The sequence below is a fragment of the Streptomyces kronopolitis genome (assembly GCF_014646275.1).
Taxonomy (GTDB): Bacteria; Actinomycetota; Actinomycetes; order Streptomycetales; family Streptomycetaceae; genus Streptomyces; species Streptomyces kronopolitis.
In genome coordinates this window covers 25,672-49,382 of record NZ_BMND01000019.1, presented here as the reverse complement: position 1 = coordinate 49,382, position 23,711 = coordinate 25,672, and the positions used below count along the sequence as shown (strand labels likewise).

Here is a 23,711-nt window from a genome sequence, read left to right as displayed (position 1 = left end):
CCCGCATGCCCAGCCGGCACGCGCTCATACGCCGCCCCGGCCCCCGCCTCGCCGAGGGCCTCGTCACCCACATCGACCGCCGCCCGGTCGACCCCGCGCTCGCCCTGCGCCAGTGGGAGGCCTACGTCGGGGCGCTGCGCGACCACGGCTGGCAGACCACCGAAGTGGCCCCCGCCGACGACTGCCCCGACGCGGTCTTCATCGAGGACGCCGTGGTCATGTTCCGCAATGTCGCGCTCCTCACCCGCCCCGGCGCCGGCTCCCGCCGCCCCGAGGTGGCCGCCGCCCGCGCCGCGGTGGAGGCCCTCGGCTGCTCCGTGGGCGAGGTCCGGGCCCCCGGCACCCTGGACGGCGGCGACGTCCTCAAGGTCGGCGACACCGTCTACGTCGGCCGCGGCGGCCGCACCGACGGCGAGGGCATCCGTCAACTCCGCTCCGCCTTCGAGCCGTTGGGCGCCCGCGTGGTCGCCGTACCGGTCAGCCGCGTCCTGCACCTGAAGTCCGCGGTCACCGCCCTCCCGGACGGCACCGTCATCGGCTACCCGCCGGTGGTCGACGACCCCGCCCTCTTCCCCCGCTTCCTGCCCGTCCCGGAGGAGTCCGGCGCCCATGTCGTCCTGCTCGGCGGCGGCAGGCTGCTGATGGCCGCCAGCGCCCCGAAGAGCGCGGAACTCCTCGCCGGCCTGGGATACCGGCCGGTCCTCGTGGACATCGGCGAGTTCGAGAAGCTGGAGGGCTGCGTGACCTGCCTCTCGGTGCGGCTGCGCGAGCTGTACGCGTGACGGGCGCCGTTCCGCACCGCGTGCGCCTGCCCGGGCCGCGCGCCCGACCGCGCCTATCGTGACGCCATGAGCAACCTCGACCTCAGACCCGCGCCCGGCGTGTGCGGCGGCACCGGCCGCACCGGCCCGGTACGCGATGTCCAGCCCGGCAAGCAGGTGCCCCTCGGCGAGAGCACCGTCGTCCGCCGACTGCTGCCGAACCTCGGCCGGCGGATGGTCGGCGCCTGGTGCTTCGTCGACCACTACGGGCCCGACGACATCGTTGCCGAGCCCGGTATGCAGGTGCCGCCGCATCCGCACATGGGTCTGCAGACCGTCACCTGGCTCCACCAGGGCGAGGTGCTGCACCGCGACAGCCTGGGCAGCCTGCAGACCGTGCGGCCCCGGGAGCTGGGCCTGATGACCTCGGGCCGGGCCATCGCGCACTCCGAGGAATCCCCGCACGGCCACGGCCCGTTCCTGCACGGTGCCCAGCTGTGGGTCGCCCTCCCGGACGCGCACCGCGACACCGCCCCCGCCTTCGCCCACCACACCGACCTGCCGGTGATCGAGGGCGGCGGGCTGTCCGCCACCGTCCTCCTCGGCCAACTGGACGGCGCCACCTCGCCCGGCGCCACCTACTCCCCGCTGGTCGGCGCCGACCTCACCCTCGCCGCCGGCACCGACACCCGGCTGCCCGTCGACCCCGACTTCGAGTACGCGGCGCTGACCATCTCCGGCGAGAGCGAGGTCGACGGCGTCCGCCTGGGCCCCGGCGCCCTGCTCTACCTCGGCTGCGGCCGCGGTGAACTGCCGCTGCGCGCCGACTCCGACAGCAGCCTGCTGCTCCTGGGCGGTGAGCCGTTCGAGGAGCGGATCGTGATGTGGTGGAACTTCGTGGGCCGCTCGCACGCGGACATCGAGGAGGCCCGGTCGGCCTGGATGTCGGGCTCGCGCTTCGGCGAGGTGACGGGCTACGACGGCGACCGGCTGGCGGCTCCGGCGCTGCCGCCGGGGGCGCTGAAGCCCCGCGGCAGGGAGCGCTGACGGCGCCGGATCCGCCGCGCCGGCCCGCTCCCGACGAGCCGGTGGCAGATCCGTCCCGGCCGCTCAGATCGGGTCGTCCGGCGCGAGGCGCCGGACCCCGGGCAGCCGGTCGTCGAGTTCGCCGGGCTCGAACCGGCACATGCCCACCACGTGCCAGAACTCGCCCGCGATGTCACCGTCGTACTTGTAGCCGCCCGAGGGGGACAGCGCCGCCCAGCCGCCCGGCACACCGACCAGCGTGGCCCGCGGGGCCGGTGCGCCGTCCTCGGGGACGTCCCACAGCCGGACCGTGCCGTCCTCGCCGCCGCTCGCCAGCAGCGACCCGTCCGGGCTGAACGCCAGGGTGAGCACGCGGCCGGTGTGGCCGGTCAGCCGGGCCGTCTCCCGGCCCTCCAGCGGGTTCCACAGGCGTACGGTCCGGTCGTCGCCGGCCGTGGCCAGCAGCGGCCGCGCCGGATGGGCGGCGGCGGTCCACAGCCGGCCGACGTGGCCCCGGAGCCGGTGGCGCAGTGCGCCGTCCTGCCAGATGATCGCCTCGCCGTCCCAGGACGCGCTCGCCAGCCAGGCGTCACCGGGGCCGTGGGCCACCGCGTACACCCGGGCGGTGTGGCCCGCGAGTTCGGCGACGAGGCGGCCCTCGGCGAGGTCCCACAGCCGCACGCACCGGTCGTCGCAGCCGGTGGCCAGGCCCGTCCCGTCCGCCCGGAACGCGATCGACCGCACCCGGCCCCGGTGCTCGGCGAGGGTGGTCACCCGGGCGCCCGTGCTGCGGTACCACAGCGCCACGGTGTCGTCGTCGTTGGCGGTGGCGAGGATCTCGCCGTCGGTGCTGAACGCCTCGGCCCACACATGGTCGGTCTCGGCGTCGATCTCGCGCTGGTACTCACCGGTGCGGGCGTTCCAGAGGTAGAGGTCGCCGTCGCTGCTGGCGGTGGCCAGTTGGTGGCTGCCGGGGACGAACAGCGCCGAGACCAGGCGGTCGTGGTCGCCGGCGAACTCCCGGGTGCGGCGGCCGGTCGCGGACTCCCACAGCCGGACCACGCCGTCGTTGCCGCAGGCCGCCAGATACGTCCCGTCCGGGCTGAAGGCCAGGCTCGCGATCCGCCGCCCGTGGCCGCGCAGGATCCGCCGGCCCTGACCGGTGGAGGTGTCCCACAGCCGCACCAGGCCCTCGTTGCCGATGGTCACCAGCACCGGGTCGGCCTCCCGGGTGCCGAAGCGGCTCCGCGGCCGGAACCGGCAGGCCCAGACCGCCCCCTGATGGGCCGCGGGCTGCTGCCGCAGCGGGGTCACCGTCCAGTCCCCGGACCGGTGCGCCACCCGCCACAGGCGGACCGATCCGTCGCTGCCGCCCGCGGCCAGCATCGTCCCCTCGGGGTCGAAGACCACCTGGTAGACATGGCCGCCGCCCTCGGCCGGCGCTCCGGCGGCGGCCCCGGTCACCGGGTCCCACAGCCGTACCTGCCCGGTGGTGTCGCCGCTGGCGAGCAGCCGGCCGCCGGGGTGGAAGTCGAGGGTGTAGACGCGGCCCGTGTGACCGGTGAACTCGTGGCGCAGCCGCCGCTCGGCTACGTCCCAGACCCGCACCGTGCCCCGCTCGTCCGCGCCCATGTCACCGGTGGCCAGCAGGGTGCCGTCCGGGCTGAACTGCGCGCGGTAGGCGGGCCCCTGATGGCCGTCGAGGGAGCCGAGGAGCCGGCCGGACGCGGTGTCCCACAGGCGCACCGCACCGGCCGCGTCGCCCGTGACGAGGGTGCGGCCGTCGGGGCTGAACCCCGCGGTGTAGACGGGCGCGGTGTGGCCGTACAGCCGGTGCCGCGGGGTCCCGTCGGCCACCTCCCACACCGTGACCGTGCCCTCGCGGTCGCCGGTCGCGAGCTGCGCCCCGACGACGTCCAGGGACACCGGCCACACCCCGTCCGGGTGCACCTCCAGCCGGTGCAGGCAGGTGCCGGCGACCGGGTCCCACAGCCGCACGGTGCCGTCCGCGCCGCCGGTGGCGAGCACCCGGTCGCGGAACTTCACCGCGTAGACCCGGCCGGTGTGGCCCTGGAGGGTGCGCACCGCCGTGCCCGTCGCGGCATCGCACACCAGCACGCCGCCGTCCTCGCTGCCCACGGCGAGGAGTTCGCCGTCGGGGCTGTAGGAGACCGGCTCGGGCAGCCTGCTGGTGCGCATGTCGAAGCCGTACGGCACGCCGACCGCGGACGGCCGGAAGCCGGCCTCCACGGGCATGCCGGGCGCCTTGGCCGCCGCCCGCAGCTCTGGGGTGTCCAGCGTGGTGCCGTCGGCGACGGTGTTGATGAGGGCGGCGCGGTGCCAGTGGCTGCCGGCCACCCGGGCGCCGCGGAGTTCGGCGCCGATCAGCCGGGCCATCCGCAGATCGGCGCCGCGCAGATCCGCGCCGGTGAGCCGCGCCTCGTCGAGGCGCGCCCCGGCCAGGCAGGCGTCGCGCAGCACCGCGCCGGAGAAGTCCGCGCCGACCAGGCCGGCGTCGGTGAGGTCGGCGCGGGTGAGGTCGACGCCGGAGAAGTCGCGGTAGGAGAGGTCCTCCCCGGCGAGGACGGCGCCCCGCAGATCCGTGTGGGCCGGCACCCGCAGGCGGCTGAGGACCTTGACCGCGTTCGCCCGGGCGGCCTCACTACCCTCCGCAGCGGCACCCGGCTCGCCCTCCGCCCCCTCGGCACCGCCGGCCAGCACGCGTTCGGCCCACTGCTGGCAGGTGCGGTGGTCGGCGAGGTCGCACAGGAACTCCACCGCGAGCCGGCTCAGCGGGCGGCGGGCGAGCAGGCCGCTGTCCCCGGGGGCCGCGCCCGCCAGCTGCGCGGCGGCCTCCCGGGCCACCAGCCACTCGACCACCGAGCCGTGGATGAACTGGAACAGGCCGTCCTCGGTGCGCAGCAGCAGACTGCCCGAGCCGACCGCGTGGGCGGCCTGCGGCACGGAGAGCCTGCTGTCGGCGAGGCCGGTCAGCACCTCGCCCACGTCATGGAGTTCGTCCAGCCGCAGCGCGCTGCGGCCGCTCTCCCACAGGCGCAGCGCCAGGGTCGTCACGCCCCGCCACAGCTGCCGTTCGCTCAGCCCGGGCAGGCTGCCGGGACCGCCCTGGCCGCGGCGCTCCTCGTAGCGCAGCCAGGAGGTGAACACCTCCTCGTACAGCCCCGCAGGGCTCAGCGCCCGGCCGGCGCCCGCGACGGCGCGCAGCCGCTCGTGGTCGAGGTCGGCGACGAAGCTGAGCAGCCGCGGGTTGCGGCACATCGCGAGCAGGTCGGGGACGCCTTCGAGCAGCCGGACCCGGCGTTCGGCCGCGTGCTCGTCGCCGTAGCGGTTCACCAGGTAGGTGCGGATCTGGCGGGGTGAGAACTCCTGGACGGCCAGGACCCGGCGCTGCGGCAGCAGTCCGACGCGCTCCCCGAGCGCGGTCAGCACCTGGGCCTGCGACCTGAAGTGCTGGGTGCGGCTGCTGACCACGATCTTGGCGTTGTCCACCGCGGCGTCCAGCAGCATCTGCAGATGGTCGGCGGCGCGCTCGTAGCTGACCTGGTTGACCAGTTCGTCGAACCCGTCGAAGAGCAGCACGATGCGGCCCTGCCGGAGCATGTAGCGAAAGGCCCGCAGATCGATGGTGTCGACGCCGTGGTTCGCCAGATGGGCCGCCACCAGGCCGTCGACGGTGTGGGCCTTGTCGAGGGTGCTCAGCTCGATCAGCAGCGGTACGGCCCGGGGGAGTTCCTCGGGCAGCCGGCGGGCCAGCTCGCGCAGGGCGAAGGTCTTGCCGTGGCCGAAGTCGCCGAGGAGCAGCACGAAGCGGCCGTGGTCGGCGTCGAGCAGCCGCAGCATGTCCTCGACGAGCCCGTCGCGCTCCGCGCCGCCGGGCCGCTCCACCTCGCGGTAGCGCTGCGGCAGATACAGGCTCGGGTGGTAGGGGAGGTCGGTGCTGAGCCGCTCGGTCTGGCGGGCCACGTAGCCGCGCAGATCCAGCAGCCCCTGGAACTCGGTGAAGCTGCGCACCCGCACCCCGCGGCGGCGGGCCCGCTCGCGCAGCTCCGGCGGCGGGGGCGGGCCGTCGTGGACGAGTTCGGCGTCCGGCAGCGCATCGGAGGCGTGGAGGTGGTCGAGGAAGCGGTCGACGAACTCCGGCTGCGGGGTGCCGGTGCAGACCGCCACCCGCTGCTGCCGGACGAACCCGGACTCCGGCCACGTGACGAGCAGTTGCGGCACCTCGCCGGGCACCCGGCGGAGCTGGGCGCCCTCGTGGCGGGTGCGGCAGACCTCGGTGACCCGGGCGATCAGGGTGTCGAGCGGGTCCTCGACGGTGCGGCCGGCCTCCGGCGCGGGCGCCGCGGAACCGGCCCCGGCCGATGCGGCGTCCGGGGCGCCGGACGCCTCGCCGCCCGGGGCGGGCGCCGCCTCCGGACCGCCGAAGACGCGCCGGCTGCCGCCCCATCCGGTGGCGAAGCTCCGCGGCTGCCCGCCGGAGCGCTCCGGCCAGCGGGTGACGCCCTCGCCGGTGATCCGGAGCAGCTGGTGCCGGGCCGGGGCGGCGGCGCCGAAGACCGGGAGTTCGCCGGCGGCGAGGGGGAGTGCGGCGGCGGTGGGCGCGGCGGACGCGGCCCGGGGGCCGCCGGCGGGCCCGTGCAGCAGCAGATGCAGCCGCGGGCCGGTGAGCCGGGCGAGGACATCGCCGTCGCGGACCGGCGCGGCGCCGGGCGCGGTGTCCTGGCCACTGCCGCGGCGCGGGCCGCGGTCGCCGTCCGGGGCCGCGCCGGACCCGCCGTCGGAGGCGAGCGGCCGGTCCGCCCCCACCGGGTGGCGCAGCGCCCCGATCCGCAGCCACCCCTCCTGCTCGTACGGGCGCAGGGCCTGGGCGAACCAGGCCGCCTGCTCGGGCCCGAGCAGGCCGTAGCGGTCGTCGGGCCGGTGGCTGTACGCCATCGAGGAGTTGAGCCCGGCGACGACGGTGCGCAGGGCCGGGACCGGGAACAGGCTCCAGGGCTGGTCGCCGTCGAAGACGACGTCGAGGCCCTGGTAGAGCTCCTGGAACAGCCGGTGGTAGTGCCGCCACTTCGGCCAGTACGGCGGCCGGGGCTGCATCTCGTCGGCCTCGCAGGTGCTGAAGTAGGCCCGGCAGGCGGCCTGGCTGACGTCCTGCCCGCCGGGGACGACGGCGAGCCGGTCCGGATCGAGGCCGAGCCGGGAGCGCAGCCCGGTCAGGAAGCTGAGCGCCTGTTCGCACTCCCGGGGGCTGCCGGACGCCGTGAGGTCGCCAGTGACGACCAGGAGGTCGGGCTCGGGCGCCCCGGCGTCGGCGAGTTCGACCAGATCGCCCCAGATCGCCGCCTGGAGCGCGGCCGGTTCGGCGCCGCGGCCGAAGCACGGCCCGGCGAGGTGCAGCACCGAGACGGCCTCCCGGGACGGGCTCGCCTCCACGGCCTGCGGGTAGCGGGGCGGCACCGCGGGCCGCCGGCGCCCGGCCCAGCCCGGCTGCCCGAGCGGGCGGTGCGAGGAGGGCCGCGGGACGCTCGGCACGGCGGGCGGCGCGGAGCGCGCCTGCGGGCCGCCGGGGAAGCCCGGGCGCGCGGTGGGCCGCGCCCGGCCCTCCAGCGCCTGGCCGACCCGGGTGAGCAGCAGGTCCTTGGCGGCGGCGGTGTCGCTGACGCCCACCAGGTCGACGTAGGTGATGGTGGCGAGCAGGCCCTCGACGGGGATGTCCTCCGTACGGACCGTGATCAGCCGGCGCTCCGGGGCGTCGGGGTCGGCGCGTAACGCGGCCTGCCACTCCATCCGCCCGTACCGGGAGCGCTCGTAGTTGCGGGAGAGGACGGCGATGACGGCGGCGGACTCGCTGACCCCGCGGTCCATGAAGTCGACGAAGTTCGTGCCGGCCACGAAGTCCCAGGCCTGCACGACGGTCCGGTAGCCGGCCTCCTCCAGCGTCCAGGCGATCCAGGAGGCCCATCGCTCGTCGGCCGGTGAATAGCTGATGAAGAAGTCCAGCAGCTGCGTTTCCCCCGAAAGTTCCTGACGCCCGCCCATGGTGCCATCCTAGGGAGCGGGCCCCCGCGGGGCACCGGGTTCGCACGAACGGTGTGCCATGCTTTGCGGGTGCGTGCCGCCATACAACGTCTCCATGTGCTGGACTGGCTGGCCGGGGGGATGCTCGCCTGCGGTCTGCTGTGCCTGGCCACCGGGCTGCTGCCGGCCGGGTCCGCCGGGGACGCCATGCTCCGCGTAGCCCCGCTGCTCGCCTTCCTCGGTACGGTGATCGTGCTGGCCGAACTCACCAGCGCGGCCGAGGTGTTCGACGTGGTCGCCGCCGGTGTGGCGCGCGCCGGGCGGGGCAGTTACGCCGCGCTGTTCGTGCTGTGCGTGGCCTTCGCCTCGCTCACCACCATCACCCTCAACCTCGACACGACGGCGGTGCTGCTCACCCCCGTCATGCTGGCGCTCGCCACCCGGGTGGGGATCGCCCCCGTGCCGCTGGCCATGACGACGGTGTGGCTGGCCAATACGGCGAGCCTGCTGCTGCCCGTGTCGAACCTGACGAACCTGCTGGCGGCGGACCGCGTCGCGCTCACCCCCACCGGGCTGGCGGCCACGATGTGGGCGCCCCAGCTGGTGGCCATCGCGGTCACCATGGGCTGCCTGTGGCTGTTCTTCTGGCGCGCCGGCCGGCGCGGTGCGCGCAGCTACTCGCCCCCGGCGCCGCACCGGCCCGCGGACCGCACGCTCTTCCGCGTCTGCGCGGTGGTCTGCGCGGGCTTCCTGCTGGCCATCCTGCTCGCCGACATCCCGCTGTGGGCGGCCTCGGCGGCGGCCGCCGGCATCGTGGTGGCGGCGTTCGCGGTGCGCCGCCGGGAGGCGCTGCGGCTCTCGCTCGTCCCGTGGCGGCTGCTGGTCCTGGTGCCGGGGCTGTTCCTGGTGGTCGAGACGGTCGACGCGAACGGGCTCCACGAGCTGCTGGCGGCCGCCATCGGCACCGACGCCGGGCTGCCCGGCATGCTGCGCGCCGCGTCCGTCGGCGGCGGGCTGTCCAACGTGCTCAACAACCTGCCCGTCTACCTGGCCGGCGAGGCCGCCGTGCCGGCCGGCAACCACCACCAGCTGCTGGCACTGCTCATCGGGACGAACGTCGGCCCGGTGGTGACCCCGTGGGCCTCGCTGGCGACGCTGCTGTGGTTCGAGCGCTGCCACGCCCAGGGGGTGCGGGTGTCGATGAAGACCTTCATGGCCACCGGGGCGCTGCTCGCCGCCGTCGCGCTGCCGGCCGCCACGGTCGCGCTCGCGGTGGCCGGTTAGGCGCCCCCGGAGGGCTCAGCGGATGCCGGCCGCCGCTCCGCGCGCGGCCAGCTCCAGCAGATACGGCAGGGCGTCCGGCCGTCCGGCGACGAAGCTGCGGTCGGTGTCCGGGCCGGTGGCGGTACCGCGGAACGGGCCGCCGTCGAGGGCCCGGATCTCCACCCCCGCCTCCGTGGCGAGCAGCGCGCCGGCGGGCAGGTCGACGGCCTCCGCGCGGTAGCCGACGAAGCCGTCGATCGCACCGCGGGCCAGCATCGCCCAGGTCAGCAGCGGCGCCCACAGCTGGAGCAGCCGCCGGGAGCGGACCTCCAGCACCTCCTTCAGGGCCCGTGCCGCCGGATCGTCGCGGGCCACCCCGTGCCCCTGGGTCCAGGCGAGCAGCGGCCCGGCGGGCGGCAGCGCGCGCCCGGGTCCGGTCATCCGGCCCCGCGGCCCGTACGCGCCGCAGCCGGCGAGCGCGGTCCAGGTCCGGTCGGTGACCGGGTCGTGCACGACGCCGACGGCGGCCTCGTCGCCCACGCACAGGGCGATGCCGACGACATACGCGGGCAGGCCGATGACGACGTTGTTGCTGCCGTCGAGCGGGTCGACCAGCCAGGTGCGCGGGGTGCCCCGGCCGCCGTCGTCGCCGTCCAGCGCCCCGGCCTCCTCGGCGAGGATCCGGTCGTGCGGATAGCGCTCCCGGATCCGGCGGACGATCAAGTCCTCGGCCATCGTGTCGAGTTCGGTGACCACGTCGCCGTCGTCGCCCTTGGCCCGCACGCCGTAGTCGTCGGAGTCGTCCCGGAAGCGGGAGCGCAGCAGGGCGCCGGCCTCCCGCGCGGCGGCGACGGCCAGCTCCCGCTCGGCCGCGAACCGCGCCGAGGGGCTGTCAGGGGCAGGGGTCATGGATCCTCCTGAGCACGGTCCGCGCGGTCCGGGCGGTCTGCTCGGCGTCGCATGCCTGTCGTACCACTCGATGGCCGGTGCCGTGCAGCGGTCCGAGGGAAAGGTCGAAGCGCCCCGGCAGGGTCCGGCCGAGCACCAGCGTGGCGGCGGGGCGGTCCTCCGGGACGACCGTGGTGTGGAACTCTCCGGCCGGCAGGGTGTACACCGTGCCGCGGTGGCTGGTCTGCTGAGGGCCCGGCTCGCAGCTCACCAGCCGGGAAGTCGGCTGAATCTCGTCCACGCCCGAGGGGCGGCTGAGGACCTCGAACACCCGGTGGGTGGGCTCCGCCGGCCGCTCGACGACCCGCACCCGCAGATTGCCCACCGCCCCGTACAGCACACAACTGGTCAGCTCCCAGCTGTGCGAGTGCACCGGCGAGGTGGTCGGCCGGGCCGCCTGCCCGGCCGCCTCGCCGCCGAACGCGTGCACGCAGACGCCGTGGTCGCCGACGCGCTCCACCGGGAAGCAGACGAAGCCGAGCGGATGGCGCACCGCGCGCAGTCCGCGGCGGCCGGCGGCGATCTCCTCCAGGACCGAGGCGGCCGTCTCGAAGACCTCCGCGGGGGCGCCCTGCCGGTGCATGGCCCGTGCGAGCCGTCGGTGATCCATGGGACTGTGCACTCGGCAGCTCACCTCCGGTACGGGTTCTCCGCGCGCAGCGCCTTCTCGATGACCTCGCTGACGTCCCCGTCGGTGAAGGACGTCGGGAGCGGCAGCCCGAGGCCCTCGAAGAGCCGCAGGGTCTCGTCGACCGTCGGCTCCTCGCTCAGCGGGACGGTGCGCCGCAGGTCGAGCGCGACGGCCTGCTCCCGGCTCTGGTGGAGTTCGGTGACGTAGTAGTCGTAGAGCGGACGGTCCCGCTCCACGAGGAGGTTGACCCGCCGGGGGTCGTCCTGGGTGATGATCAGGCACGAGGCGGAGAGGTCGAAGCGCAGAGTGGGCACGACCGATGACAGATGCACATCGATCTCCAGCGTGTCGAGCCGCTGCCGGTGCCAGCAGGCCGCGAGCACCGTGGCGAACGACTCCTTGCGGGTGCGGTCGGCGCTCCAGCTGTCCGGCGGCACGACGTCCAGCCGGTGCGCGAAGGTCTGCCGGAAGCGGGCGTAGGCGGCGCAGGCCTGCTCGTCCGCCGGGTTGATGATGTCGATCTTGACGGTCAGGGAGCGGCGCTGGAGCTGCGCCTCCCGGATGCAGACCGGCAGGGTCACCGCACGCAGGTACGTTCCGGTGCCGCCCTTGAACACCCAGCGGTCGGTGCGGTGGCGGGCCCGGTCCAGGGCCTGCTCCAGCTCGGCGCCGGTCAACGACCGCACCATGGTGAGGTCTTCCAGCGCCCGGTGCGTCGCCGACATCGCGCCCTGGATGTCGGCCACCCGGCGTCTGCGCTCGGTCAGCGTCCCGAAGACCAGCGCGGCGAGCACCAGCAGGGTCGCGCCGGAGACGACGTTGTCCTGGATCGCCCCGCCGAAGACGTCGAGCAGCCCGATGACCAGCGCGGCGCCGAGCGCGACGACGCTGTCGAGATTGCGGAGGGTCCAGGCGACGGAATTCTCGACGCTGTGCCGTGTCCGCCCTGCCTGCCCTGCCTCTGCGGTCCTGCGTGCCACGCCCACAACCTCTCCCCCGGGTACCGGCATCGTAGGAGCGAGCCGAGCCCGGCGGCCAGGAAAAGGGCCGTTGACGATATCTTCTGCGCCACCTCCGCACGCCCCTCCCGCCGTCAGGACGGGGGACGGCACCGTTGCGCCGGGAGCAGCGCGCCCGTTCCACCGGGCCCTGCCGCCGGTTCGCCGCCGTCGTCGTCCTCGTCGTCCTCGTCGGGCGGTGTACCGGCGCCGCGTCGTGCGTGATCGCTGACCTTCAGCAGCAGGGCGATCAGCAGCCAGTTGGCGACCATCGACGAGCCGCCCTGGGCGAGGAAGGGCAGCGCCTTGCCGGTCAGCGGCATGAGGCCGGTGACGCCGGCCGCGACGACGAAGACCTGGAGGGACAGCGCCACGGCCAGTCCGAGCGCGAGCAGGGTGCCGAACGGGTCCCGGGACAGCAGCGCCGCGCGCAGGCCCCGCTCGGCCAGCAGGACGTAGAGGAGCAGCACCGCCATCAGCCCGGCGAGGCCGAGTTCCTCACCGACGGTGGTGAGGATGAAGTCCGAGCGGCCGGCGAAGCCGATCAGTTCGGGGTGCCCCTGGCCCAGTCCGGTGCCGGTCATGCCGCCGGTGCCGAAGCTGAACAGCGCCTGTGCGGCCTGGTCGGAGATCAGGCCCGGCGGGCGCCGGTCGGGGGGAAGGAAGATGGCGAAGGGGTGCAGCCAGGCCTCGATCCGGCCCTTGACATGGGGTTCGGTGGAGCCCACGACGGCCGCGCCGGCCACGGCCATCAGCGCGCCGCACACCACCCAACTGCCGCGCCCGGTCGCGACGTACAGCATCACGATGAACAGGCCGAAGAAGATCAGCGAGGTGCCCAGGTCCCGCTCCAGGACCAGGACCAGCAGGCTCGCGATCCAGATGGCGACGATCGGGCCGAGCTGCCGGCCGGGCGGCAGCCGCACGCCCAGGGTCCGCCGGCCGGTCAGCGCCAGGGCGTCGCGGTGGACCACGAGGTACCCGGCGAAGAACACGGCGATCATGACCTTCACGAACTCGCCCGGCTGGAAGGACACCGGCCCCAGATACACCCAGCGCTTGGCCCCGTAGGTGTCCCCGGGGTAGAGGGCCGGGGCGATCAGCAGCACGAGCGCGGCGGCCATGGTGACGTAGAGGTAGCGCTGAAGCCGCCGGTAGTCCTTGAGCAGGGCCACCGTCAGGATGCAGGCGGCCACCCCGATGACGGTCCACAGGAGTTGCTGCCCGGCGGCGGGCGGGGTGCGGTAGGCGTGGTCGAGGCGGTGCAGGAGGACCAGGCCCAGGCCGGTGAGCAGGGTGGCCACCGGCAGGATCAGCGGGTCCGCGTCCGGGGCGTAGCGGCGCAGCGCGAGATGCGGGGCGGCGGCGAGGCAGCACATCGCGAGCGCGAACCCCGCGGTCCCGTCCGGCACCGCGCCCCCGGTCGCCATGCCGACCGCGAGGTAGCCGAAGAGCACGACGACCACGACGAGTCCCAGCAGCAGTGCCTCGGTCCGGCGCGCGGCCGGTGCCCCCGGGGTGCCGTCGGACCCGGTGGCCCGCCGGGCCGGGAGGGTCAGTCCACGCACGGGACGCCGCCTCCCTCGACCGTCTCGCGCCGCGGCCCGCCACCGGACGACGGGGGAGCGCCGGAGCGGTCGGCCGCGGGCGGGCCGGAGTTGCCGCCCGCTGCCTTGTCCGGAGCCTTGCCGTCCGCTCCCTTGCCGTCCGTTTCGTTGCCGTCGGTTCCGGGGCCGATGCGCTCCCGCACCAGCCGCCGGATCGTCGCGGGGTCGACCAGGTTCACGTCCTCGCCGTGGTGCTTGGCGAATCCGGTGATCGGCAGCGTCGAGAACTCCACGTTGCCGCCGGAGAGGTTCTTCGCCTGCCGGAGGAAGGCGGGCAGGTCCCAGCCCTGGTCGATGACCACGTCCTGCTTGGCGGCATCGAGCAGGCGCAGCAGCCGGGCCGGGTCCGTGAACGTCTCGGCGCTGTCGAGCTCGTGCAGGGCCGAGGCGAGGAACGCCTGCTGCCGGCGGGTGCGGTCCAGGTCCCCGCGCGGCAGGCCGTGGCGCTGCCGGACGAAGGCGAGGGACTGCGCGCCGTCCAGCGTCTGGCGGCCGGCGGGGAAGTCGGCCCCGGAATAGCGGTCCTTGACCGGGTGCTTGAGGCAGACCGGTACGCCCCCCAGGGAGTCGGCCAGGTGGTAGAAGCCGGCGAGGTTGACCTCGGCGAAGTGGTCGACGGGCACGCCCAGGAACTGCGAGACGGTGGTGATCGCCGCCCGCCGCCCCGCCTCGCGCCCGGCCTGCTCCAGGGCCCGGTGGTCCGCGCCGCCCTGCCCGGCGAGGAGGTTCTCGTGGTGCGCCTTGGCCAGCCCGTACGCCTTTTTGATCTTGTCCCGGGGGAAGCCGGGGATGTCGACGAGGTCGTCCCGCGGCACCGAGAGGGCGGTGGCCCGGCCGCCGCCGGCCGGCACGTGCAGCAGGATCAGGGTGTTGGTGTTGTAGCCCCCGATCTCGGAGCTGCCGGCGTGCAGCTTGTCCAGCACCGCCGGGGGCAGGTCCTCGCCGTTCTGGTCCTTGCGGCTGTCCAGCCCCATGAGCAGGATGTTCGTCGCTCCGTCGGTGGACCGCTCCGCACCGTCCAGGGCCCGGGAGCTGCCCATGCTGCCGAAGACGTCGTGGTAGACGTACCAGCCGCCGAACCCGGCCACCACCAGCAGCAGGGCCAGGAACACGAGCACGAAACGGGCGGCCCGGGAACGTCCGCGCCGGTGGCGGCGGGTGCGCGGGGCGTCGGCCCCGGCCGGCCCGGGGGAGGCGTGACGGCGGTGGTGCATACGGGCGTCCTGTCGGTCTCGTCCCGGCGGCTCTCGGCGGACGAGGCCACGGGCGCTGGGGGCGAGTCCCGAGTGTGGGCAGGGCCGGCTGAAGGAAAGCTGAGGTTCCTGACGGCGCCTTCAGGCTCCCGGGCCCGGCGGCGTCCTCATCAGGCTCCGCGCGCGGGGAAGCGGGCCACCAGGAGCGCGCCGCGCTCGCTGGGCTCCACCCGCAGGCCGCCGCCGTGGGCCCGTGCGATGTCCCGCGCGATGGCCAGGCCCAGTCCGGTGCCGCCGCCCCCGCGGTGGCGGGCGGCGTGCAGCCGGGTGAAGCGCTCGAAGACCCGCTCGGCGGCCTCCGGGGGGATGCCCGGCCCGTCGTCGGCGACCCGCAGCACCGCCTCCCCGGTGGCCGGGTCGACGCCGGCGCCGAGGCGGACCTCGTGGGCGGCGTGCCGCAGGGCGTTGTCCACGAGGTTGGCCAGCAGCCGCTCCAGCTGCACGGCGTCGCCGCGTACGGGCACCGGAGCCGCCGCGTCCAGCACCAGCGGCACCCGGGGGTCGCGGCGCCGGGCGACCTCCTCCGCGCACAGCAGCGCCAGATCGGCCGGCTCCCCGGCCGGCACCGGGTGGGTGTCGAGCCGGGCGAGCAGCAGCAGATCGTCGGCGATCCGCTGGAGGCGCACCGCGGCGTCCAGCGCCTGCCGTACGGACGCGGCCGAGTCCGGGTCCCGCGCGGTGCGCAGCGCCACCTCCAGTTCGGTGCGCAGCGCGGCGATCGGATTGCGCAGCTCGTGGGAGGCGTCGGCGGTGAACTGCCGCTGCCGCGAGACGGCTTGCTCCAGGCGGTCGAGGGTGAGGTTGACCGTACGGGCCAGCTGCGTGATCTCGTCCTTGCCCTTGGGATCGGGCACCCGCCGGCCCAGTTCGCTCGCCGTCACGGACGCCAGCTCGGCGCGGATGGCCTCCACGGGGCGCAGCGCGAGCCCGGTCACCGCCCAGGCGATGAGGGCGGCCAGCGCCATCAGCAGCGGACCGCCCGCCAGCAGCGTCACACCCAGCGCGCGGGTGGCGTCGTTGAGGTCGGCCAGCGTGGTCAGCGCGTAGACGTACCGGGTGCCCTGCGCCGAGTCCGCCCGCACGACGACCGCCAGGCTGCGCTGGCCGAAGGCCGCCGTCCTGGGCAGGACCTTGCTGCTCGCCTCCCTGCCCGGGCCCGGCCGGAAGCCGGCGAGGTCGGCGGCGCCGGCCGTCGGGTCCGGGCCGGTGCCGGCGAGCGCCCTGCCCCGCGCGTCCAGGACGACGACGGCATCGACGCCGCCGGCCGGCTGCGGCAGATGGTGGGGCAGCGGGCCGGTACGGGCGGCCACCTTGCGGGCGGCGAGTTCGGTGCGGTCCTGGGTGTTGTCCAGGAGGTTGTCGGTCAGCGTCATGTACAGCCAGGCGCCGCCCACGGCCAGGACCATGGCCATGACCAGCGCGGCCGCCGTGGCCGCCCGCGCCCGGACGCTGCGCGGCAGCGGCAGCGCGCGCACCAGGGCGCGCAGCCGGTCAGCCGCCATCGGGAGAGATCCGGTAGCCGAGCCCGCGCACCGTGCGGATGGCGCGCCGCCCGAAGGGGACGTCGACCTTCTTGCGCAGCGAGCTGATGTAGACCTCGACGATGTTGGGGTCCATGTCCAGCGGCGAGTCCCAGACCTCGTGCAGGATGTGCAGCTTGGCGACCGTGCCGCCGTCCCCCGCCATCACACAGGCCAGGACGGCGAGTTCACGGGCGGTGAGTTCGATCTCGGTGTCCCCCCGGCGGCAGCGGCGAGCGACGGTGTCGACGACGAGGTCCCCCGCCTGGAGCGTGGGGGAGTGCACCTGCTGCGCACGACGGCCCAGCGCCCGCAGCCGCGCCAGCAGCACGACGAACGAGAAGGGCTTGGCGAGGTAGTCGTCGGCGCCCGAGTCGAGCCCCTCGGCCTCGTCGTGCTCGCCGTCCTTGGCGGTCAGCATCAGGATGGGGGTGGTGTCCCCCGCGTGCCGCAGCCGGCGGCAGACCTCGTACCCGTTCAGGCCGGGGAGCATCACGTCCAGGACGAGGGCGTCGTAGTCGCGGACCCGGGCGCGTTCGAGGCCGCGGTGACCGTCGTGGGTGACATCGACCCAGTGGCCCTCCAGGGCCAGCCCCCGCCGCAGGCTGTCGGCCAGCCCCTCCTCGTCCTCGACCACCAGAATGCGCATACCGGCAAGGATGGCATATCCCGCAAGGGAATTGCCTTTCCGTCCGCCCGGCGGGAGGCGATTTCCGCAAGGGCGCCGCCCTTCCGCGAAACCGCCTCGGTGGGATCTGCGACAACGCTCCCCGGGAATCATTCCCGAGCCGATACCGACTGAACGGAAACTGAAATTCCTGAAGACGGATTCAGGTTTCTCCTGCGCCGGAAGGGCGTGTTACTTTCCTTCGGGTGCCGCCGGCGGTGTTGTCCGGCGGCACAGGAATCCGGGCCGTTGCCCCGCGAGTGGAGGAGGTGATCGGGAATGCCCCCCGGTCGAAGTCCTCACCGCGCCCTGCCGGCCGGCTGACCGCTCCCCGAGCGCCGTCGCGCGGCACGCCGCCGCGCCCTGACGCCGGTGCGCCGCGCGCCCGTACCCTCACCCTCTTCTGCACCGCGGGAAAGGCCCTTGCCGCCCGCCCGCTTCCTCACTCCACACTCCACCACTCCGTACGCCGGCGCGGCTTTGCCGTGCCGTCCTGCGCGGAAAGGGAATTCACCATGACCATGCTCGCCCCGGAGAAGCTCGCTCCGCCGGGCCGCGGACCCCGCGGCCGCCGAGCCCGAAAAGCCGCAGAATTCGAGGCCCGTACCCGAATCGCCGGCGAAAAGCTCGCCCGCATCAGCGCGCGCCCCGCCGCACAGGTCCTCCAGGACGTGCAGGCCAGGCGCGACGGCCTGAAGTATTCCGATGTCACCGAGCGCCAGGAGCGTTTCGGGCCCAATACCGTCGCCCACGAGAAGGCGCCGCACTGGGGCGTCCAGCTGGCCAGGGCCTTCGCGAACCCGTTCATCGCCGTCCTGGTGCTGCTCGCCGCCGTCATGTACGTCCAGGACCCCGAGGACCCGGGCGTGGTCATCCTCTCCGTCATGGTGGGGATCAGCGGACTGCTGCGCTTCTGGCAGGAGTTCCGCTCCGGCCGGGCCGCCGACGCCCTCAGCCGGCTGGTCACCACCACCTGCGCGGTCCGCCGCCGGGCCGGCCGTTCGTCGCAGCCCGCCACCCTGGAGGTGCCGATGGACCAAGTGGTCCCCGGTGACCTCGTCAAGCTCGCCGCGGGCGACCTCGTCCCCGCCGATCTGCGGCTGATCGCGGCCAAGGACCTGATGGTCGGGCAGGCCGCGCTGTCGGGGGAGTCGCTGCCGGTCGCCAAGGACGACCTCCGCGGCGACGACCGGGGGCAGCACCCCACGGCCGACCCGGTGGACGCCGGCAACCTCTGCCTGATGGGCACGTCGGTGACCTCGGGCACCGCGACCGGGGTGGTCGTGGCGACCGGCGCGGACACCTACTTCGGCTCGATGGCCGGCTCGCTGGCCGGCGAACGCCCGCAGACCAACTTCGACCACGGCGTCCGCAAGGTCAGCCTGCTGCTGATCCGCTTCATGCTGGTGATGGTCCCCGCCGTGTTCGCCGTCAACGGGCTGACCAAGGGCGACTGGAAGGGCGCCTTCGAGTTCGGCGTCGCGGTCGCGGTCGGGCTGACCCCCGAGATGCTGCCGATGGTCGTCACCACCAACCTGGCGCGCGGCGCGGTCGCGCTGTCCCGCCGCAAGGTCGTCGTCAAGCGGCTCAACGCGATCCAGAACCTGGGCGCGATGGACGTGCTGTGCACGGACAAGACCGGCACCCTCACCGAGGACCGCGTCGTCCTGGACCGCCACCTCGATGTGCACGGCAGGCAGGACCCCGAGGTCCTGGAGTACGCCTACCTCAACAGCCACTTCCAGACCGGGCTGAAGAACCTGCTGGACCAGGCCGTCATCGACCGGATGCACGAGGCCGAGGAGGTTGTCGTCGACGCGCGTTTCACGGCGGTCGACGAGATCCCCTTCGACTTCGCCCGCCGGCGGATGTCGGTCGTCCTGCGCCGCAACGCCCTGGCCGGCGGGGAGAGCGACCACGGGCACGTCCTGATCACCAAGGGCGCGGTCGAGGAAGTCCTGGGCCTGTGCACCCATATGAGGGACCGCGGCGAGACGGTCGCCCTCACCGAGCAGCTGCGGTGGCACGCCGGCCGGATCGCCGAGGAGCACAACCGGCAGGGCCTGCGGGTGCTGGCCGTCGCCACCCGGACCGTCGACGAGCCCCGGGACACCTACGGCGTCGCGGACGAGTCCGGGCTGACCCTGCTCGGCTTCCTGGCCTTCCTCGACCCGCCCAAGGCGGACGCCGCGGCCGCCCTGGAGGGCCTCGCGGACCAGGGCATCACCGTCAAGGTGATCACCGGCGACAACGAACTGGTCGCCGCCCGGGTCTGCGCGGAGGTCGGCCTCACCGTGGGCGAGGTGGTCCCCGGGGCCGCGCTCGACGCCCTGTCCGACGCCGAACTGAGCGAACTGGCCGCCCGCACCACGGTGTTCGCCAAGGTCACCCCGGTGCAGAAGGCCCGCCTCGTGCGGGCGCTGCAGGCCCGCGGGCACACGGTCGGCTTCCTCGGCGACGGCGTCAACGACGCGGCCGCGCTGCGCGACGCCGATGTCGGCATCTCCGTGGACACCGCCGTGGACATCGCCAGGGAGTCCGCGGACCTCATCCTGCTGGAGAAGAGCCTCGGCGTCCTCGGCGACGGCGTCTCCCAGGGGCGGACCACCTTCGGCAACACCATCAAGTACCTGAAGATGACGGCCAGTTCGAACTTCGGGAACGTCTTCTCCGTCCTCGTCGCCTCCGCGTTCCTCCCCTTCCAGCCGATGCTGGCGATCCATCTGCTCATCCAGAACCTGGTCTACGACGTCTCCCAGCTGGCCACCCCGTGGGACCGGATGGACCCCGAATACCTGCGCAGGCCGCGGAACTGGGACGCGCGGGGCATCGGCCGGTTCATGGTCGCCATCGGACCGATCAGCTCCGTCTTCGACATCGCGATGTTCCTGATCATGTGGCACGTCTTCGGCGCCGACAACGAGGCCCATCAGGCGCTCTTCCAGTCCGGCTGGTTCATCGAGGGACTGCTGTCGCAGACCCTGATCGTCCACATGATCCGCACCCGCAGGATCCCCTTCCTGCAGTCCCGCGCGTCCTGGCCGGTCATGGTGATGACGGCCCTGGCGATGGCCACCGGGCTGTTCCTGCCCTTCTCGCCGCTGGCCGCCGGGCTCGGCATGGTGGCACTGCCGATGAGCTACTTCCCCTGGCTGATCGCGGTCCTGCTCTCCTACTGCGCCCTCACCCAGTGGGTGAAGACCTGGTACATCCGCAGGTTCCACAGCTGGCTGTAGAGGGGGAGGGCAACGGTGGGCGGGCCGGTCCGCGCCGGCTCACTCGCCGTGGTGCACGGTGCCGTCCTCGTCCATCCTCGGATGCATCTTCGTCGGCCCGTAGTGGTCCGCGTCCGAGGGGCGGGGCGGCTCCGGGCCGTCGGGGCCGCAGCGGACCATCCGCTCGACCCGGCAGATCCGGAACAGCTCGTCGTCCACCCGCAACTCGTCGGCGCGGCCCGCGGCCCGGAACTCCGCGGCGGCCCGCGCGTAACGGGCCCGCTCCCGGTCGTCGAACCCGTAGAGCAGCGGCCAGGATTCGGTCAGCCCGCCGAAGAGCTGCTGCCGAGCGTCGTGCGGGCTCGCCCGCAGCGCCCCCCTCGGCCGCCAGCCCCGTCCGTCGTGCTCCACCACACCGAAGCCGACGGGCAGCAGCACGACCTCCGGATGGGAGGTGAGCGCCCGCGTGGAATCCGCGCGCATCTCCTTGGGGAAGTGCGCCCCGGTGTAGACCAGGTCCCGCAGCGCCAGCTTCATGGCGCCGGCCATCAGGCCGTCCTCCCGGCCGGGGGTGAGGGCGAAGCCGGGGTCGGGTACCGGGGCGTCGCGGCGGTGCTCCTCCCACGACGGGTCGGCGGGTTCCGGGTCCGTGGGGCGCGGCGGCTCCGGGCCGCTCTCGCCGACGCGGGCGAACTCCTCCCCGCGCACCACGCGGTAGCGCACCCCGAGGACCGTCAGCTCGTCGACCGGTTCACGTTCCAGCACCGCCACCGCGGCCAGCAACTCCCGCCGCTCCGCGGGGTCGTCGGTGTCGTCCCGGGCCCGGAACCACAGCAGGGAGTTCAGGCCGTCCCGCACGTCCTGGGGCGCGCCGCTGGTCACGGACCGCACCAGGCGCCACGGCGCCGAGCCGCCGGGGTCCTGTGCGGCGAGGCCGAAGACCGGGCCGCGGAGCATGAGATACGGATAGCGGCGGGAGGCCCGCACGGCATCGGCCTCGGTCACCCACTCGGCCGGGTCGTCCCGCCGGACCAGGCCCTCGTGCAGCCGATCGAGCTGTCGCTTCCAGTCGTCGTCCATGCACTCATTGTTGTGGCGGGCGGCGGGAGGCGGGCCGGAACGCCGCAAATGATCAGCCTTTCCGCCGTGCGCCGGGCGGACCGGGGCCGGAGGTCAGAGATACAGGCCCGCGTCGGCCCCCGCGTCCTGGGCCGGGACCGACGCCGGACGGGTGCCGCGGCGCAGCGCGTACAGCTCGGCCAGCGAGGCGCCCTCGCGTCCGATGCCCTCCTCCGTGCCGAGCCAGCGCACCGCCTCGGCGCGGCTCAGCGGGCCGACCTCGACCCGGGCCAGGCAGCGGCCGGGGCGGATCACCGCCGGATGCATCCGCTCCAGATCCTCGTTGGTGGTCACCCCGACCAGGACGTTCCGGCCCTGGCCCAGCAGACCGTCCGTCAGGTTGAGCAGCCGCGACAGCGCCTGCCCGGCGGCGTGCTTGGCCTCGCCGCGGATCAGCTCGTCGCAGTCCTCCAGGAGCAGCAGCCGCCAGCGGCCCTTGCCGGTGCTGTCGTCCTCGCCGATCGCGATGTCCATCAGATAGCCGACGTCGTTGAACAGCCGCTCCGGGTCCAGCACGCAGTCCACCTGGCACCAGTCCCGCCAGGAGCGGGCCAGGGTGCGCAGCGCGGAGGTCTTGCCCGTGCCGGGCGGGCCGTGCAGCAGCAGCAGCCGGCCGGCGATCTCGTCGGGCGACACCTTCATCAGCCGGTCCATCGCCTCGGCCACCGGCGCGGTGTAGTTGGGGCGGATCTCCTCCCAGGTCCCGGCCGAGATCTGCCGGGAGGTGCGGTACTTCTCCCCGCGGCGCGGGGAGAAGTACCAAAAGCCCATCGGGACGTTCGCCGGCTGCGGGGCCGGCTCGTCCTCGGCGCCGTCGGTGGCCTGCCCCAGCACCGCCTCGGCGCGCTCGTCGGTGACGGCGGTGACCGTCACATCGGCGCCGCGGTTCCAGCGGGAGACCAGCAGCGTGTAGCCGTCCCCCTCGGCGAGCGTGGCGCTGCGGTCCTCGTCGCTCGCCGCGCGCAGGATCCGGGCGCCCGGTGGCAGCAGCGTCAGCCCGGACCGCACCCGGTCCACGGACCGGCTCCGGGCGAAGGGCTGCTCCCCCTTGGCGAACCGGCCCAGGAAGAGCGCATCGACGACATCGGACGGCGAGTCGCTGTCGTCCATGGTCAGCCGGAGCGGAAGGGACTCCTCGGTGGCGGACGGCTGGACATGATCGGCACACATACCGCCATGATCGGTCACGGCGCCCCCGCGCGTACACGGATTATCCCGGCGTTTTCCCGGTACCAGAACAGAACTGTTACTCAGAAAGCCCGGTGCACCCGCTCGTTCACTGGCTAATCTGCTCAATGTGCGCCGTCGTGCCGGGGAACGTCAGAGCAGGTTCATCGCCATCGCTGCCGGGCTGGCGGCGCTGGCGATACTGGTGGTCATCTGTTCCCTTCCGGGGGACCGCGAACAGGACGGGAAACGGCCCGTCCGGCCGGGCGTCACCGGCCCCGCCATCGGCTGGGGATTCACCCACACGCAATTCAGCGCGGACACCGGAACCGACGCGTCCACGGCCCGGGCCGCCCAGCTGCTGCACGACCGTCCGATGCCGCAGAACCAGCACATCATGGGCTGGGGCGCGGACAACCCCGAACCCCGCCCGGGGCAGTACGACTTCGCCGACCTGGACCGCCGCCTCGCGCTGATCCGGCGCACCGGCGGCACGCCCGTGGTGACCCTGTGCTGCGCGCCCGACTGGATGAAGGGCGGCACGGCCGGCCACACCGACTGGAACGCCCTGGAAAAAGCCCCCGACCCACAGCATTACGGGGACTTCGCCGCCCTCGCCGGAAAGATCGCCCAGCGCTTTCCGGACGTCCGCCACTATGTCGTCTGGAATGAATTCAAGGGATTCTTCGACGACGCCAAGGGCCGCTGGAATTACGAGGGTTACACCCGCCTCTACAACCTCGTCTACCGCGCGCTGAAGAAGGTGAACGGCGCCAATCAGGTCGGCGGCCCCTATCTGGTGATGGACAGCCATGTACCGGGCGACGACACCTACGCCTCCGACCTCAAGGGCCCCTGGGGAAGCATCGACCGGCGCACCCTCGACGCCTTCACCTACTGGAACCGCCACAAGGCCGGCGCGGACTTCGTGGTCGTCGACGGCTCCAGTTACAGCAAGGACGACCGCTACGCCCCCGACCCGTTCGCCGCCGCCCGGAAGTTCGCCGATGTGGGGCGATGGCTGCGCAAGCAGAGCGGGCTGCCGCTGTGGTGGGCGGAGTGGTACGTGGAGGTCGCCGACGAGAACGACAACCGGGCCCGGTGGAGCGAGCGCACCCGGACCGCCGCGCAGGCCACCGCACTGATCGAGATGACGGCCGGCGGCGCCGCCGGCGGCTTCTACTGGAACCCGGAGACCGAGGGCGCCGACTGCCCCGGATGCCTGTGGACCAGCACCCGGCTCGACGACGGCGGCAGGGAGCTGCCGATGATGACGCTGCTGTCCCGCTTCGCGCGCGCCTTCCCGCCGGGCAGCGGCCCGCACGACCTCGACACCGGCCGCCCGGAGGTCCGGGGGCTCGCCGACGACCGCACCGCGCTGCTGGTCAACACCGGCAAGCGGTCTGTCACGGTGACCGTGGACGGCAGGAGCGTCACCCTGGCGGGGTATGACGTGCGGTGGCTCGACCGCTCGTGACCCCGGCCGGGAGGGGCTCGGGT

Annotated in this window: 15 protein-coding genes; 5 read left to right on the top strand and 10 right to left on the bottom strand. The window is 74.1% G+C overall.

All coding sequences use genetic code 11. From position 1 onward, the window contains the following. Positions 1–5 precede the first annotated feature (5 nt). Both ddaH and IEY78_RS20590 read left to right on the top strand, forming a co-directional pair. The gene (gene ddaH, locus IEY78_RS20595) at positions 6–782 is read left to right on the top strand and encodes a dimethylargininase (protein WP_189100380.1); all 777 of its coding nucleotides are present in this window, start codon (positions 6–8) and stop codon (positions 780–782) included. A 66-nt stretch (positions 783–848) separates the two neighbouring features. Then, a complete protein-coding gene (locus IEY78_RS20590; RefSeq protein ID WP_189100378.1) occupies positions 849–1,808 on the top strand; it encodes a pirin family protein in 960 nt (319 codons plus the stop codon). Positions 1,809–1,871: 63 nt separating this feature from the next. On the opposite strand, the gene IEY78_RS20585 is transcribed toward IEY78_RS20590, so the two are convergent. Further along, positions 1,872–7,844 (bottom strand): WD40 domain-containing protein, encoded by a 5,973-nt coding sequence (locus IEY78_RS20585; protein WP_189100376.1) that lies wholly within the window; start codon positions 7,842–7,844, stop codon positions 1,872–1,874. Between the two features lie 120 nt (positions 7,845–7,964). Here IEY78_RS20585 and IEY78_RS20580 point away from each other — a divergent pair, with 120 nt between their 5' ends. Further along, positions 7,965–9,107: an ArsB/NhaD family transporter gene (locus tag IEY78_RS20580; RefSeq protein WP_189100523.1), complete on the top strand. Its 1,143-nt coding sequence runs from the start codon at positions 7,965–7,967 to the stop codon at positions 9,105–9,107. Between the two features lie 15 nt (positions 9,108–9,122). Here the strand turns inward: IEY78_RS20580 and IEY78_RS20575 are convergent, their stop codons facing one another. The 7 genes from IEY78_RS20575 to IEY78_RS20545 form a co-directional block, all read right to left on the bottom strand. Continuing rightward, positions 9,123–9,995, bottom strand: a complete 873-nt coding sequence (locus tag IEY78_RS20575) for an inositol monophosphatase family protein (RefSeq protein WP_189100374.1) — start codon at positions 9,993–9,995, stop codon at positions 9,123–9,125. Then, a complete protein-coding gene (locus IEY78_RS20570; RefSeq protein WP_229700078.1) occupies positions 9,979–10,644 on the bottom strand; it encodes a hypothetical protein in 666 nt (221 codons plus the stop codon). The genes IEY78_RS20575 and IEY78_RS20570 overlap by 17 nt, the downstream gene beginning before the upstream one ends. 20 nt (positions 10,645–10,664) lie before the next feature. Continuing rightward, complete coding sequence (locus tag IEY78_RS20565; protein ID WP_308290174.1) at positions 10,665–11,645, bottom strand: hypothetical protein; 981 nt, start codon at positions 11,643–11,645, stop codon at positions 10,665–10,667. Positions 11,646–11,758: 113 nt separating this feature from the next. Continuing rightward, a complete protein-coding gene (locus IEY78_RS20560; RefSeq protein ID WP_373294199.1) occupies positions 11,759–13,231 on the bottom strand; it encodes an FtsW/RodA/SpoVE family cell cycle protein in 1,473 nt (490 codons plus the stop codon). After that, positions 13,219–14,484: an LCP family protein gene (locus tag IEY78_RS20555; RefSeq protein WP_189100368.1), complete on the bottom strand. Its 1,266-nt coding sequence runs from the start codon at positions 14,482–14,484 to the stop codon at positions 13,219–13,221. Before IEY78_RS20555 ends, IEY78_RS20560 begins: the two co-directional genes overlap by 13 nt. Before the next feature lie 149 nt (positions 14,485–14,633). Further along, complete coding sequence (locus IEY78_RS20550; protein ID WP_189100366.1) at positions 14,634–16,025, bottom strand: ATP-binding protein; 1,392 nt, start codon at positions 16,023–16,025, stop codon at positions 14,634–14,636. After that, on the bottom strand, positions 16,015–16,692 hold the full coding sequence (locus IEY78_RS20545; protein WP_189100364.1) for a response regulator transcription factor: 678 nt from the start codon (positions 16,690–16,692) through the stop codon (positions 16,015–16,017). Before IEY78_RS20545 ends, IEY78_RS20550 begins: the two co-directional genes overlap by 11 nt. A gap of 533 nt (positions 16,693–17,225) precedes the next feature. On the opposite strand from IEY78_RS20545, the gene mgtA reads away from it, so the two are divergent. Then, positions 17,226–19,946 (top strand): magnesium-translocating P-type ATPase, encoded by a 2,721-nt coding sequence (gene mgtA, locus IEY78_RS20540; RefSeq protein WP_189100362.1) that lies wholly within the window; start codon positions 17,226–17,228, stop codon positions 19,944–19,946. Positions 19,947–19,985: 39 nt separating this feature from the next. On the opposite strand, the gene IEY78_RS20535 is transcribed toward mgtA, so the two are convergent. Further along, positions 19,986–21,005 (bottom strand): DUF5954 family protein, encoded by a 1,020-nt coding sequence (locus IEY78_RS20535; protein WP_189100360.1) that lies wholly within the window; start codon positions 21,003–21,005, stop codon positions 19,986–19,988. A 93-nt stretch (positions 21,006–21,098) separates the two neighbouring features. Then, positions 21,099–22,214 carry a DUF5925 domain-containing protein gene (locus IEY78_RS20530; protein ID WP_189100359.1) on the bottom strand — a complete coding sequence of 372 codons (1,116 nt, stop codon included), beginning with the start codon at positions 22,212–22,214 and terminating at the stop codon, positions 21,099–21,101. A gap of 127 nt (positions 22,215–22,341) precedes the next feature. Between IEY78_RS20530 and IEY78_RS20525 the strand changes: the two genes are divergently transcribed. After that, positions 22,342–23,688, top strand: a complete 1,347-nt coding sequence (locus tag IEY78_RS20525) for a glycoside hydrolase family protein (protein WP_189100358.1) — start codon at positions 22,342–22,344, stop codon at positions 23,686–23,688. The last annotated feature ends 23 nt before the right edge of the window (positions 23,689–23,711 follow it).